Source organism: Streptococcus taonis (genome assembly GCF_029948085.1).
Lineage (GTDB): Bacteria > Bacillota > Bacilli > Lactobacillales > Streptococcaceae > Streptococcus > Streptococcus taonis.
The window spans coordinates 66,886-81,607 of record NZ_JARZZP010000009.1 but is presented as its reverse complement, the minus strand read 5'-3'; the positions used below and the strand labels follow the sequence as shown (position 1 = coordinate 81,607).

Genomic DNA, 14,722 nt, shown 5'->3' with positions numbered 1-14,722 from the left:
CCCCAACCACTCCATTTGAATTTTCCTTACAAAACCAGTATAATGATAGAATACAAAAATTCTAGGAAGAGAGTCAGATGAATCAATCAGTTTCAAACTTGAAATTAGCTGAGCGAGGTGCTATTATTAGTATCTTGACCTACCTTTTCTTGTCAGCAGCTAAGTTAGCAGCGGGCCACCTCCTTCACTCGTCCAGTTTGGTGGCGGATGGTTTCAACAACGTTTCTGATATCATCGGAAATGTTGCCCTCCTCATAGGGATTCGATTGGCCCGACAGCCAGCAGATAGAGACCATCGTTTCGGTCACTGGAAAATCGAGGACTTGGCAAGTCTCATCACTTCAATCATCATGTTCTATGTTGGTTTTGATGTTCTTCGCGATACGATTCAAAAGATTATCAGTCGCGAAGAAACTGTGATTGACCCACTTGGAGCGATTTTGGGAGTGGTTTCTGCAGTGATTATGTTTGGAGTCTATCTCTACAACACTCACCTCAGCAAGCAATCCAAGTCTAAGGCACTGAAAGCAGCTGCCAAGGACAATCTATCAGATGCGGTCACTTCACTCGGAACCACCATCGCCATCCTAGCCAGCAGTTTTAACTTCTCTCTCGTGGATAAATTGGTTGCCATCGTTATTACCTTCTTTATCCTCAAGACTGCCTATGATATCTTTATCGAGTCATCCTTCAGCCTTTCAGATGGTTTTGATGAACACTTGCTCGAAGATTACCAAAAGGCTATCATGGAAATCCCTAAGATTAGCAAGGTCAAATCACAACGCGGTCGTACTTATGGAAGCAATATCTATCTGGACATTACTCTCGAGATGAATCCAGACCTCTCCGTTTTTGAAAGCCACGAAATTGCCGATCAGGTTGAATCCATGTTATCAGAACGCTTTGGCGTCTTTGATACCGATATTCATATCGAACCAGCACCGATTCCTGAGGATGAAATTCTTGATAATGTCTATAAAAAATTGCTCATGAGAGAGCAACTAATTGACCAAGGAAATCAATTGGAAGAATTACTGGCTGAAGATTTCATTTATATTCGCCAAGACGGACTAGAACTAGACAAGGAAGCCTATAAGGAGGAAAAAGAATTAACCACTGCTATCAAAGAGCTTCACTTAACGTCCATTAGTCAGAAGACAAAACTCATCCGCTATCAGATAGGTGATACTATTCATACAAGTATCTGGCGCAGACATGAAACTTGGCAAAATATATTCCATCAGGAAACGAAAATTGAAAAAGACTAAAGAAAGAGGCCGGGATAAATCTCGACCTCATTTTTTATACTTATTTTGCTACGCTCTTAGCAAGAACGAAGTTTCCAAGTGTAGCTGAACCATTACCTGAAACAGCTGGTGTTACGATATAGTCACGCACATCCGGAACTGGTAGGTAACCATTGAGTAAGGATATGAATTTCTCACGGACACGGTCAAGCATGTGTTGTTGGGCCATAACCCCACCACCAAATACGATAACGTCTGGACGGAAGGTTACAGTTGCGTTGACTGCAGCTTGAGCGATATAGTAGGCTTGAACATCCCATACAGAACTGTTCAATTCGATGTTTTCACCACGAATTCCTGTACGAGCTTCTAAGCTTGGACCAGCCGCAAAGCCTTCCAAACATCCTTTGTGGAAAGGACAAACACCGTTGAATTCTTTTTCAATATCCATTGGGTGTTTAGCCACGTAGTAGTGACCCATCTCAGGGTGACCCACGCCACCGATAAACTCACCACGTTGGATGACACCTGCACCGATACCTGTCCCGATTGTGTAGTAAACCAAGTTCTCGATACGGCCACCAGCATTGTTACGGGCAACCACTTCACCGTAGGCAGAGCTGTTTACGTCTGTAGTGAAGTACATTGGCACGTTTAGGGCGCGACGAAGGGAACCAAGCAAGTCCACATTTGCCCAGTGAGGTTTTGGAGTTGTTGTGATAAAGCCATAAGTTTTTGAGTTTTTGTCAATATCAATGGGACCAAATGAACCAATTGCAAGACCTGCAAGATTATCAAATTTTGAAAAGAACTCGATGGTTTTATCGATTGTCTCGATAGGAGTTGTTGTTGGAAATTGTGTTTTTTCTACAATGTTAAAGTTTTCATCACCGACAGCACAGACAAATTTTGTACCGCCCGCTTCCAAGCTTCCATATAATTTTGTCATGATAAACCTCTAGTTTTTATTTTCTCTATTATAGCATAATTCCAGAAGGAAAGTTGCTCTATATTTTAGTTTTTCCTCTGTAAATTTTACGATTCAATCAAAAACGAACAAACATGACATTTGTTCGTTTTTTGATCTATTAAATCGAAAGTAGTGTACTCAATGAAAATCAAAGAACAAACTAGGAATCGAGCTGCGGATTGCTCAAAGCACGGCTTTGAGGTTGTAGATAGAACTGACGAAGTCAGTAACACATACATACGGCAAAGCGAGTATGACGCAGTTTGAATTTGATTTTCGAAGAGTATTAAGCTTTAACTTCAATGACTGCGTCACCCTTAGCAACTGTTCCAGAAGCAACTGGATTTACTGAAGCAAAGTCTGCAGTGTTTGTCACGATAACCATTGTTGTGTTATCAAGACCTACAGCAGCAATCTTAGCTGAGTCAAATGTTCCAAGAACATCTCCAGCTTTAACCTTGTCACCTTGAGCAACTTTTTGGTCAAATCCTTCACCGTTCATTGAAACAGTGTCGATACCCACGTGGATCAAGATTTCAGCTCCGTTTGCAGTTTTCAAACCATAAGCATGTCCTGTTGGGAAGACGATTGTCACTTCAGCATCAGCTGGGGCGTAAACAACATCTTGACTAGGTTTCACAGCGATACCTTGTCCCATAGCTCCACTTGAGAAGACTGGGTCATTAACATCTGAAAGGGCAACTACGTCACCAACGATTGGTGTTTGGATTGTTTCGTCTGTTAGCTTAGATGCAGTTTCTACTACTTCTTCGCTAACTTCAGGCTTTTTTACAGTTGATTCTCCATCAGTTTCATCTTCATAACCAAACATGTAAGTAAGAGCAAAACCAAGAGCGAATGATACAGCTACCATAAGAAGGTATTGTGGAAGTTGTCCGTTACCAATGTAAAGCATTGTACCAGGGATGATTGTGATACCATTACCAGTACCAGCAAGACCAAGGATAGATGCCAATCCACCACCGATTGCACCAGCGATCAATGAAAGGAAGAATGGTTTACGGAAACGCAAGTTAACCCCGAAGATAGCAGGCTCAGTAATACCTAGGAAGGCAGAAAGAGCAGCTGGGAAAGCAAGTGTTTTAAGTTTTGGATTTTTAGTTTTAACACCAACGGCTACTGTTGCAGCACCTTGAGCAGTCATGGCAGCTGTGATGATAGCGTTGAATGGGTTAACATGGTCAGTAGCAAGCAATTGAACTTCAAGCAAGTTGAAGATGTGGTGAACACCTGATACGACGATAACTTGGTGAACTCCACCAATCAAGAAACCACCAAGACCAAATGGCAAGTTAAGGATAGCTTTTGTTCCAAGAAGGATATAGTTTTCAACAACGTGGAAGACTGGTCCGATAACAAACAAACCAAGAATTGACATTACGAGGAGTGTTACGAATGGTGTTACCAAGAGATCAAGTACATCTGGAACCACTCTACGAACAGCTTTTTCAAACTTAGCTCCGACAACCCCGATGATGAAGGCCGGAAGAACTGAACCTTGCAAACCAACAACTGGGATAAATCCGAAGAAGTTCATAGCAGTTACTTCACCGCCAGAAGCAACAGCCCAGGCATTTGGAAGTGAACCAGAAACGAGCATCATACCAAGAACGATACCAACAGCTGGGTTACCACCAAATACACGGAAGGTTGACCAAACAACCAAACCTGGCAAGATAATGAATGCTGTGTCAGTCAAGATTTGAGTGTAAGTTGTAACATCTTCTGGAAGTGTCATTCCAAGAGCATTCAAGAGACCACGAACACCCATGAAGAGACCAGTTGCTACGATAACTGGAATGATTGGAACAAAGACGTCACCAAAAGTACGGATGGCACGTTGGAACCAATTTCCTTGTTTAGCAGCTTCTGCCTTCATCTCATCCTTAGATGTCGTTGGCAAACCAAGAGCTACGACTTCATCGTACATCTTGTTAACTGTACCTGTACCAAAGATGATTTGGTATTGACCTGAGTTAAAGAAAGCACCTTGAACTTTTTCCAAGTTCTCAATAGCATCTTTGTTAATCTTCGCTTCATCTTTCACCATAACACGAAGGCGAGTAGCACAGTGAGCTACACTGTTAACATTCTCACGTCCGCCCAAGGCTTCGATGACTTTTTTTGCAATTTCTGTATTGGTCATTTGCAAAAATCTCCTTATAAAAAAATTTGTTCTTGTTTGAAAGCGATTTTACTCGCCCCACGAATATTATTCTATCACGTTTAAAAAATATGTCAAGCGTTTTGCAGAAAAAATTTTGCTATTTTTTATTTTTTGATTGTTTTTGCTATTTTTTTCATTGACACAGCCATAACACCCTCTAAAATCAAGGTTTTTACTTTAAAGTTTTTCAAAAACTTTCATATTTTCATCATTTTCAATAAAATTACGTTTCAAAACTCTGTCAATCGTTTGACATTTTTTTCTTTAATTTAGTGTAAAAGACTTGCTTTTTTATAAGGAAACGTTTACTATTAAGATAGTAGAATTTTATGGAGGAAATAGAAATGGAATGGACTACTGAACGTCGTTACAGACGTTATGAAGATTGGACACAAGAAGAAAAAAAAGAAATCCAAGAAAAGATGGCTCAATCCCCATGGCATGTCAGCTATCACATCGAACCAAAGGAAGGACTCCTCAACGACCCAAACGGTTTTTCTTATTTTGATGGTAAGTGGATTGTCTTTTACCAAAACTTCCCCTTTGGAGCAGCCCACGGCTTGAAATCTTGGGTTCAACTTGAGAGTGACGATTTGGTGCACTTTACTGAAACAGGTGTTAAAATCTTGCCTGATACTCCACTGGATAGCCACGGTGCTTACTCAGGATCTGCTATGCAGTTTGGTGATCAATTGTTCCTATTCTATACAGGAAATGTCCGTGATGAAAATTGGGTTCGCCACCCTTATCAGATTGGTGCCTTGATGGATAAGGATGGAAATATTAAAAAGATTGATAAGATCTTGATTGATCAACCCGCTGATGTAACTGACCACTTCCGCGATCCACAGATTTTTAACTTTAAAGGACAATACTACGCAATCGTTGGTGGTCAAGACTTGGAGAAAAAAGGTTTTGTCCGTCTCTACAAAGCTGTCGATAATGATTATACAAACTGGCAAGAAGTTGGTGAGTTGGACTTCAACAACGACCGTACTGCCTATATGATGGAGTGCCCGAATCTTGTCTTTGTCGGAGAACAACCTGTCCTTCTCTACTGTCCACAAGGTTTGGATAAAAAAGTTCTTGACTATGACAATATCTATCCAAATATGTATAAAATTGGTGCTTCCTTCGATCCTGAAAATGCACGTATGGTAGATGTATCTGAACTACACAACCTCGATTATGGGTTTGAAGCATACGCTACTCAAGCCTTCAATGCGCCTGATGGACGTGCACTTGCTGTTAGTTGGCTTGGTCTACCAGATGTGTCTTATCCATCTGACCGTTTTGATCACCAAGGAACTTTCTCATTGGTCAAGGAACTTACCATTAAAGATGGCAAACTCTATCAGTATCCTGTAACTGCTATCAAAGAACTCCGTGCTTCACAAGAGGAATTTTCAAATCGTTCTGAAACCAAAAACACCTACGAGCTCGAGCTCAACTTAGCAGCTAATAGTCAAAGTGAAATCGTTCTTCTTGCTGACAAAGATGGCAAAGGACTCTCTATCAATTTTGACCTTGTCAATGGTCAAGTTACTGTTGACCGCAGTCAAGCAGGTGAGCAATATGCTCAAGAATTTGGAACTACTCGCTCATGTTCAATCGACAACCAAGCTACTACTGTAAATATCTTCATCGATAATTCAGTCTTTGAAATTTTCATCAATAAAGGAGAAAAAGTATTTTCTGGTCGTGTCTTCCCTCATGAAGATCAAAATGGAATCCTCATTAAATCTGGAAACCCAACTGGAACATATTACGAATTAGAATATGGTCGCAAAACTAACTGATGTCGCAAAATTAGCTGGCGTCAGCCCTACTACTGTTTCACGTGTTATCAATAAAAAAGGTTATCTGTCAGAAAAAACTATTCAAAAGGTTAAGGATGCCATGCGTGAATTGGGCTATAAACCCAACAACCTAGCTCGTAGCCTTCAAGGGAAATCAGCCAAGTTAATTGGGTTAATTTTCCCAAAAATCAGCCATGTTTTCTATGCTGAATTGATTGACAAACTGGAGCACGAACTCTTCAAAAATGGCTATAAGACCATCATCTGTAATAGTGAGCACGATTCGGAAAAAGAACGTGAATATCTTGAAATGCTAGAAGCTAATCAAGTGGACGGCATTATCTCTGGTAGCCATAACTTAGGGATTGAAGACTACAATCGCGTAACAGCTCCTATCATTTCTTTTGACCGAAACCTATCACCAGACATTCCTGTCGTTTCCTCTGATAACTATGCTGGTGGAGTCCTTGCAGCTCAAACTTTAGAGAAAACTGGAGCCAAGTCTGTCATTATGATTACAGGTAATGACAACTCCAATTCACCAACTGGACTTCGTCATGCTGGTTTTGCTTCAATCTTACCCAAGGCTCCCATTATCAATGTTTCCAGTGACTTTTCACCCCTTCGAAAAGAAATGGAAATCAAAACTATCTTAAGCAAGCAAAAACCAGATGCTATTTTCGCATCAGACGATTTAACAGCCATCTTGGTTATGAAGATTGCTCAGGAACTTGGTATCTCTGTTCCAGAACAACTTAAGGTTATCGGTTATGATGGAACTTATTTCATTGAGAATTTCTACCCTCACCTCACTACCATTAAACAACCCTTGGAAGAAATTGCTCGCCTGACAGTTGATTTACTACTTCAAAAAATCGAAGGAAAAGAAGTTGCCACAACCGGTTATTTCTTACCAGTCAGCCTCTTACCAGGTAAAAGTATTTAAACAAAAAGAGTCTGAGACAAAATAGTTCTCAGACTCTTAATTTAGTATACTATCAATAAATAATATTATAGAAGCAATAATAACTATAATTTTACCTATTTGGATAAGCTTATTTTGAGATTTAAATATATTTTCTAACAAAAATATTTGGATCACACACATTATAGGAATTAAATTTTTTGAAATTGAGAAGTACCCAAACAAATAGACTATAAATAATAAAAATAAAACTATATTGTATTTCTTATTCAAAACAGTTATCACCAATTGCCTTAATTCCCAAAATAGTAGACCCCATGTCAACTGCAGCAGATCCAAATTTTGTAATATTTTCGTAATTAGCTCCAGATTCAGCAATGGACATTAAAGCTGAAGCGGCTGCCTTGATACCTCCTACTGCTGCTATAAATTGTTTAATTTTAACAAGCATACCGATACCAGCAGCAGATCCTACCGCCCAAGCAACTGCACCTACACATCCCCAAAAGTCCCTGAACTGTACTTCATTATCAAATTTTAAATCTATACCTTTACTAAGCATATATTTATCAATTTCTTCCTGATTCCCCCTTTCCAACATTCCTTGTGGCATTTCATCTACTGCTTTTAAAACTAATAAAATAGATTCTTCCGATAAATCTTTAAAAGTATTTCCAAATTTTGCAACTGAAGCCACCTCATTAGCATGGACAACTAAAACACCTTCTGTAAGTGCTATATTCAATATTACTGTACTAAGTAATGCAACACTTACCATTTTTATTTTTTTATTCAAAATCAAAAATCCTCCTCTCTATATTTTTTTGATTACCAATCTTAATAATTTACAGTTATATTATAATAAAAATCAAAGCGTCATCAATGCATACATCTTGTTTTTTTGAACAAAAACAGAAAAACTGTCAAATAATGTCATTGAATTAAGAAACTCAAATACGATTCTGTATTTGAGTTTCTTTTATTTGAAAAAACAGTAAAAAGCGCAAAAAATCAAACCAGTCTGAGTTTTTCTTATGATCTTAAGTTTTTCAAAAGAGTTTGGGCTTTTTCTAGATTAAAAGTCTTTTCAGCAATCAAGCTTTCCACTAGTTTAGGTACTTCTTTCTCTGTAGCTCCTGCTAAAAGCGCTAGAGATTTTGCTTGAAGTTTCATGTGTCCATGCTGAATCCCTGTACTGACAAGAGCCTTAAGAGCTGCAAAGTTTTGAGCGAGACCAATCGAAACAATAATTTGAGCTAATTCCTTAGCTGATGGATGACCTAGCAACTCATGACTGAGGACAACACGAGGATTGAGACCAATCGAACCACCCTTAGTGGCAACTGGCATCGGCATGGTCATCTCTCCAATAAGCTCTTCGTTTTCCAAATCTATAGTCCAACGACTGAGTCCTCGATAGGCGCCATCATGACTTGCATAAGCATGCGCTCCCGCTTCTATAGCACGCCAATCATTTCCAGTAGCAATCAAGAGAGCATCGATTCCGTTAAAGATTCCCTTGTTGTGAGTCGCTGCTCGATAAGGATCTGCCTGAGCAAACTGACTGGCTAAAACCATTTTTTCTGCCAACTCACGCGCTTCATCCTTCTGGCGACTCAAATAACGAAAGGCAATACGACAAGTTGCTGTTACTAGAGAATCTGTGGCATAGTTGGATAGGATCCCCATTAAACTTTGCCCTTGACTGAGAGCCTCTAGACTTGGTTTTAAAGCTTCAAGCATGGTATTGAGCATATTAGCTCCCATGGCTTCCTGAGTATCGACATGGAGATAAACTACTAAAAAGTCAGCCTCACCAGAAATTTTTTCAACTGTTAGCTCTCTCGCTCCACCACCACGTTTGACAATAGAGGGATAGGCTTGATTTGCCAGTTCCATCAGTTCCGACTTTTGACTCAGAATAGCCTGGCAAGCTAAGTCCCTATCTGGGACTTGATAGAGAGCCACTTGACCGATCATTTGACGTTGGTGAACCTGAGCAGTAAAACCGCCTGCTCTTTTGATAATTTTGCTGGCAAAACTAGCTGCAGCAACAACAGATGGTTCTTCGGTGACATAGGGAACGGTATACTCCTGACCATTTACCAGAACTTCTGGAACTACTGAGTAAGGAAGCGAGAAGGTCCCCACTACATTTTCACTCAGTTGGTCCGCAACTGCTATACTAAGATTTTCATTTTGCTCGAGACTTTCTTGGGCTTCCATAGAAGTAAGCGCCTGAGACTTAACAAGCTCTAGGCGCTCTTGAATTGATTTTTTAGCAAATCCATTCCAATTTTTTTTCATTATTTTTCAACCTTGCTGTAGCGACGTTGGTGTTCTACAATCTCAACGAGGGCATAGTCTTGCCCTTCAAAACCTGACATGGTTGCAGAACCTGACTCATCCAAGTTTGCTTCCTCAAAGAAGATTCTCTCATAATCAGCAACATTCAAGGACTGACGTTGGTCTAGCAATTCTAGACGATTTTTTTGCAATTGTTTTTCAAAACCTTCAACCAATTCTACACTAAAGAACTCAGATACAGCCCCACTACCATAGCTGTAGAGGGCAATCTTATCCCCAGCTTTTAGGCTATCAGAATTTTCAAGAAGAGACAAGAGACCTAAAAAAAGTGAACCTGTATAAATGTTCCCAACTTTTTGGCTATAAATAATAGATTCATCAAAGTGCTTTTGAAGCAAGTCCTTCTTCTCTTGAGGCAAGGATTTGTCGAGAATTTTCTTCAAACCCTTGAGAGCTAGCTTTGGATATGGCAAGTGGAAACATACAGCTTCAAAATCGTCCAAGTTACAGTCATAACGCTTTTGGTACTCTTCCCAAGTCGTTTTCAAACTATCAAGATACTGCTGTGTTGAGTAGACTCCATTTACAAATGGTGTCGTTGAATAATTTGGACGCCAAAAGTCCATGATATCACGAGTCTGCGCAACGTTATCGTTGTTGAAGACCATAACACGTGGATTTTGGCTAATCAACATGGCAACACAACCTGCTCCTTGAGTTGGTTCCCCAGGAGTTTCAACACCATACCTTGCAATATCACTGGCTAGTACCAAAACTTTTGATTTTGGAGAATTTTCTACGTGTAACTTAGCATAGTGAAGGGCCGCAGTCGCACCATAGCAAGCTTCTTTGATTTCAAAACTACGAGCAAAAGGTTGAATTCCAAGTAGACCGTGTACAAAAACCGCAGCCGCCTTACTTTGATCGACTCCAGATTCTGTCGCTACGATAACCATATCAATCTCTTGCTTCTCTTCTTCAGTCAGGATAGAATTTCCTGCACTGGCAGCCAAGGTAACAATATCCTCTGTTAAAGGAGCAATACTCAATTCTTTTAAAAGGAGTCCTTTACTCAATTTTTCAGGATCAGTCCCTCGAGCTTCTGCTAAATCTTGTAATTTCAAAACGTATTGACTGGTCGCAAAACCAATCTTATCAATACCGATTGTCATATTTACCTCTATTTTTATCATTCATTGTAAAAAATCGTTCACCTCTATTTTATCACAATTGAAGTCAAAAGCACGAAAAAAGACTTGATTCCCCAAATCAAGTTTGCTCATAAATTTAAGTATCAGACTTTAATCAAGCAAGGTCCTAGCATAAACCGATCAGCACAAAAAAATCGAGTCTTAGCTAGCTCGATTCTTTTTGAGATAATGATACAATTTCAACAGAACTGTCCCACTGGCCATTCCAATAGAGATAACGAGAGCTAGCATCATGACTAACATGGCACTAGAAATGGCATGACCGTAGTCACCTGTAACGAAGAAGGATGTGGTTCGATAGGACAGATAACCTGGCACTAGCGGCGCCAATATTGCCAGAGCAAAAACAACCGCTGGTGTCTTATAGAGGATACTCATAATTTGGCTGACACAAGAACCAATCACCGCAGCAATAAAGGTTGCCAAAATAACATTGGTTGGTTCCTTGAGTATCAGATAGAGTAGCCAGATAGACATTCCTAAAACTCCACCAGGGATAAGCATGGAACGCTGGACATTTAAAACGATTAAAAAGGTAATAATGGCAAGCAAACTTGCCAGAGCTTGCAATAAAAATGTTGTTAGTGTCATATTAGTTCATGAGTAAGAGGGCGACTGATGTTCCAGCCCCTAAGGCAAGGGTGATCAGCAAGGATTCAAACATCTTGCTCATACCAGAGTTGATATGATTGGTCATAATATCTCGAACAGCATTAGTCAGGGCAATTCCAGGTACAAAAGGCATGACCGCACCCGCAATTACCAAATCAGCTGTCGACGGCAAGCCAGAATAGCGCGCCCAAAATTGTGCAATCAAACCAAAGACAAGTGCTCCTGCGAAAGCAGTCATAAAAGGGATACGAATAAACTTCTCTACATAGAGAGAGCAAGTAAAAGCAAACAAGGTCGCCACTCCTGCTCCGATGGCATCGTAGACATTCCCACCAAACATGATTGAAAAGAAAGGAGCACTGAGGGTCGCTGCAGCAGTTAGTTGAACATTGGTATAGGGAGATGCCTTGGCATTCAATTCCTTTAGTTGGATAAAGGCTGTCTCCAAATCAAGCTGTCCTGATACAAGCTGCCGTGAAATCTGGTTGACATCACACACCTTCTCAATATTATAAGCAGAGGAGGTCACTCGCTTCATACGAGAGATATTTGTATTTTCAATGGAGAAAAAAATGGCGGCAGGCATGGCTAAAACATTACAATCCATAATGCCCTGTGAATGAGCAATCCGAATCATAGTATCTTCAACACGATAAATCTCAGAACCATTACGGAGTAAAATCGTTCCTGCCAGCATGATGACATCAATAACTGCATTCAGTTTTTTTGATTCTTCCATGTTTCCCTCCTTTTTCAAACTCCATTTTATTTTATCATAATTTCGAAGGAAAAAAAATCTTTGCCACAAAAACTGTGACAAAGATTATTTAGTTATCAGTGTTATGTTCGTCCGCATGAGTTTGCGTAGACGAAGATGGAGTAGATGAACTTTGAGATGGCACCGTATTATCTGCTCTGTTAGAGTTACGCTGGCTCGAAGATGGAACAGAAGAAGATGATGGTGGAGTTTTTGGTTTATAAATAGAGATCTTTATACGTGTCGTACTTAGATCAACTTTCGCACCTAGTTTTGGACTTTGATCGATAACAGTTCCTTCAGCAGTGCCCTCAGGTGCTGTCGAAACCTCTACTACTTCGATATTAGCTTCCTTGACACCAACAATCTGAATTAAGTTATTCTTTGTAAATTCAAGACTTGAGCCAATATAACTTGGCATGGTCACGGTTGTCACCTTTTTAGCAACAGTCAAAACGATAGAAGTTGCCTTGCTAAGATCATAAGTCGTACCTTCTGCTAAGCTCTGTTTTAAAACCACACCTGGTTCTGATTCACTGGACTCTTCTTCCTCAATCTTAATCAGATTTTCAGGAACTTTTTTCCCTTTCAATTCTGCAATAACATCAGTAGATTTGCGTCCAATATAGTTTCCAATCTTAAATGATTGTTTACCTGAAGATATGATTAGATTAACTTTAGACCCTTCTTTGCGAGCTGAGCCAGCATCTGGATCTGTTCGGATGACCCGACCTTCTTCTACGGTATCACTAGCTTCGGTCTTCTCCTCACCAATTTCAAAATTCGCTTTTTTCAAGGTTTCCTTAGCTTCAGCAACAGTTTGACCTGCAACTTTTGGAATCTCAACAGTAGCTGGTGTTCTGGATAAAATCCACACCAAAGAAGCGGCAACCAGTACGAAACTTGCTAGTAGAACTAGATAACGTGCTTTAAAACGACGTTTTTTCACTGGTTTTTCCACGGATTTTTTAGCACTTGCTTCTGGACTAGCTTTAGTTGCCTGATGGCTATCTGTCTGTGGTTGCACCTTAGGAATGGAGGTCAAGGTTGTTTGAGGAACCTTTGGCAATGTCTTTGTGTCCGCCTTAGTGGCGTCATCAAAAACACGTTTAGGTTCATTTCTGCGGTTATAAGATAGACTGCTAGACAAATCAACATACATCTCTGAAACCGACTGGTATCGATCTGTAAGCTTTTTAGCAGTTGCTTTGATGACCACATTCTCCAAAGCTTGGGGAACAGATGGATTTTCAGCTATAACCGAAGGAAGTGGTTTTTGAAAATGCTGGAGGGCAATGGTTACTGCACTATCGCCATCATAAGGGATATGCCCTGTCAGCATCTCGTAGAAAATAATCCCCATGGCATAGATGTCACTCTGCACAGTTGCCTTAGAGCCACGAGCCTGCTCAGGTGACAAGTAGTGGACAGAACCCAACATAGAATTGGTCTGAGTCAGACTTGTCTCTGCAAAGGCTACAGCAATCCCAAAGTCCGTCACCTTAGCCGTTCCATCAGGAGTTAAAAGAATATTTTGAGGTTTTAAGTCACGATGGACAATACCTTTAGTGTGCGCCAAGCGCATCGCTAAGAGAATCTGACCCATGATACGGACAGCTTCTTCATTTGAGAGGGGATAGTGTTCTTTGATATAGCGCTTGAGATCAAGACCAGCTACATATTCCATAGCTAGGTACTGTTGACCGTCCTCTTCGCCGATATCCGTTATCCGAACGATATGGGGATGATCTAAGTCAGCCATTGCACGCGCTTCACGCTGAAAACGCGCAACAGCAATCGGGTCAGTCTGGTAGTTAGTCCTCAAGACCTTAACAGCTACCTCTTCCCCGTCTAAAATCAAATCCTTGGCCAGGTAGACATCTGCCATACCTCCACGGCCAATTTGTTTGATAATCCGATACCGCCCGGCAAAAATCTTGCCGATCTGGATCATAGTGCCGCCTCCTCCTTAATCGAAACAAGGGCAACTGTAATATTATCAAGCCCTCCGGCATTGTTGGCAAAGCGTACCAAAGTGGCTGCCTTATCATCAAGCGAAATATCGCTTGTCACAATATCATAGATCTCACTGCCTGAAATCATATTGGTTAGACCGTCACTATTCATGACCAGATAGTCACCTGCTTCCAAGCTGACAATTCCAAAATCAGGTTGAATTTCGTCTTTTTGTCCGATAGATTGGGTGATGATATTCTTTTGTGGATGTGCTTCAGCTTCTTCAGGTGTCAATTGACCTGCCTTGAGCAATTCATTGACCAAAGAATGATCACTTGTCAGTTGACGGTACTCTTCCCCTCGAATGAGACCGATTCTAGAATCTCCGATATGGGCATAAATTGCCTGATTTCCGATAACTGCAAGAGCTTCGAGGGTTGTCCCCATTCCCTTGTAGGCTTCATCTCGTCCTAGTTGATAAATCTTTTGATTTTCAACTTCTAGATGGTGGGCAAACCATTCGCGAACTTCATTAACGGTGTCGATCTGCGTATCAACCCAGGCAACACCTAGGTCCGTAACTGCCATCTCACTGGCAATATTTCCTGCGCGATGACCTCCCATCCCATCAGCCAAGATGATCATCGTGCGACCAGCACGATTGACAAAAAGATTGACATAGTCTTGATTATTTGTACGCTTCTGACCCACATCTGTTAATAATGAAATCTCCATTGTGTCAGTTCCTTC

12 protein-coding genes are annotated in these 14,722 nt (G+C 40.6%); 3 read left to right on the top strand and 9 right to left on the bottom strand.

What is annotated here, in order from left to right:
* Positions 1–77: 77 nt before the first annotated feature.
* Positions 78–1,268, top strand: a complete 1,191-nt coding sequence (locus QEZ38_RS06210) for a cation diffusion facilitator family transporter (protein ID WP_281335354.1) — start codon at positions 78–80, stop codon at positions 1,266–1,268.
* 40 nt (positions 1,269–1,308) lie between these two features.
* Here QEZ38_RS06210 and scrK read toward each other — a convergent pair whose 3' ends face one another.
* Together scrK and QEZ38_RS06200 are read right to left on the bottom strand one after the other, a co-directional pair.
* Entirely contained in the window at positions 1,309–2,196 is an 888-nt protein-coding gene (gene scrK / locus QEZ38_RS06205) for a fructokinase ScrK (protein WP_281335353.1), read from the bottom strand.
* Between the two features lie 307 nt (positions 2,197–2,503).
* Complete coding sequence (locus QEZ38_RS06200; protein WP_281335352.1) at positions 2,504–4,384, bottom strand: sucrose-specific PTS transporter subunit IIBC; 1,881 nt, start codon at positions 4,382–4,384, stop codon at positions 2,504–2,506.
* 365 nt (positions 4,385–4,749) lie between these two features.
* Between QEZ38_RS06200 and QEZ38_RS06195 the strand changes: the two genes are divergently transcribed.
* Positions 4,750–6,204 (top strand): sucrose-6-phosphate hydrolase, encoded by a 1,455-nt coding sequence (locus QEZ38_RS06195; protein ID WP_281335368.1) that lies wholly within the window; start codon positions 4,750–4,752, stop codon positions 6,202–6,204.
* Positions 6,185–7,150, top strand: coding sequence for a LacI family DNA-binding transcriptional regulator (locus QEZ38_RS06190; RefSeq protein ID WP_281335351.1), 966 nt, complete (start codon positions 6,185–6,187; stop codon positions 7,148–7,150). Before QEZ38_RS06195 ends, QEZ38_RS06190 begins: the two co-directional genes overlap by 20 nt.
* A 244-nt stretch (positions 7,151–7,394) precedes the next feature.
* On the opposite strand, the gene QEZ38_RS06185 is transcribed toward QEZ38_RS06190, so the two are convergent.
* From QEZ38_RS06185 to QEZ38_RS06155, 7 genes are all read right to left on the bottom strand, one after another.
* Positions 7,395–7,931, bottom strand: a complete 537-nt coding sequence (locus tag QEZ38_RS06185; RefSeq protein ID WP_281335350.1) for a hypothetical protein — start codon at positions 7,929–7,931, stop codon at positions 7,395–7,397.
* A gap of 230 nt (positions 7,932–8,161) precedes the next feature.
* Positions 8,162–9,436, bottom strand: coding sequence for a hydroxymethylglutaryl-CoA reductase, degradative (locus QEZ38_RS06180; RefSeq protein WP_281335349.1), 1,275 nt, complete (start codon positions 9,434–9,436; stop codon positions 8,162–8,164).
* Positions 9,436–10,608: a hydroxymethylglutaryl-CoA synthase gene (locus tag QEZ38_RS06175; RefSeq protein WP_281335348.1), complete on the bottom strand. Its 1,173-nt coding sequence runs from the start codon at positions 10,606–10,608 to the stop codon at positions 9,436–9,438. Before QEZ38_RS06175 ends, QEZ38_RS06180 begins: the two co-directional genes overlap by 1 nt.
* Before the next feature lie 180 nt (positions 10,609–10,788).
* Positions 10,789–11,238 (bottom strand): threonine/serine exporter family protein, encoded by a 450-nt coding sequence (locus QEZ38_RS06170; protein ID WP_049503410.1) that lies wholly within the window; start codon positions 11,236–11,238, stop codon positions 10,789–10,791.
* Between the two features lies 1 nt (position 11,239).
* Complete coding sequence (locus QEZ38_RS06165) at positions 11,240–11,998, bottom strand: threonine/serine exporter family protein (RefSeq protein ID WP_281335347.1); 759 nt, start codon at positions 11,996–11,998, stop codon at positions 11,240–11,242.
* An 88-nt stretch (positions 11,999–12,086) separates the two neighbouring features.
* Positions 12,087–13,970, bottom strand: a complete 1,884-nt coding sequence (gene pknB / locus QEZ38_RS06160; protein WP_281335346.1) for a Stk1 family PASTA domain-containing Ser/Thr kinase — start codon at positions 13,968–13,970, stop codon at positions 12,087–12,089.
* A complete protein-coding gene (locus QEZ38_RS06155; RefSeq protein ID WP_075231438.1) occupies positions 13,967–14,707 on the bottom strand; it encodes a Stp1/IreP family PP2C-type Ser/Thr phosphatase in 741 nt (246 codons plus the stop codon). Before QEZ38_RS06155 ends, pknB begins: the two co-directional genes overlap by 4 nt.
* Between the last annotated feature and the right edge of the window lie 15 nt (positions 14,708–14,722).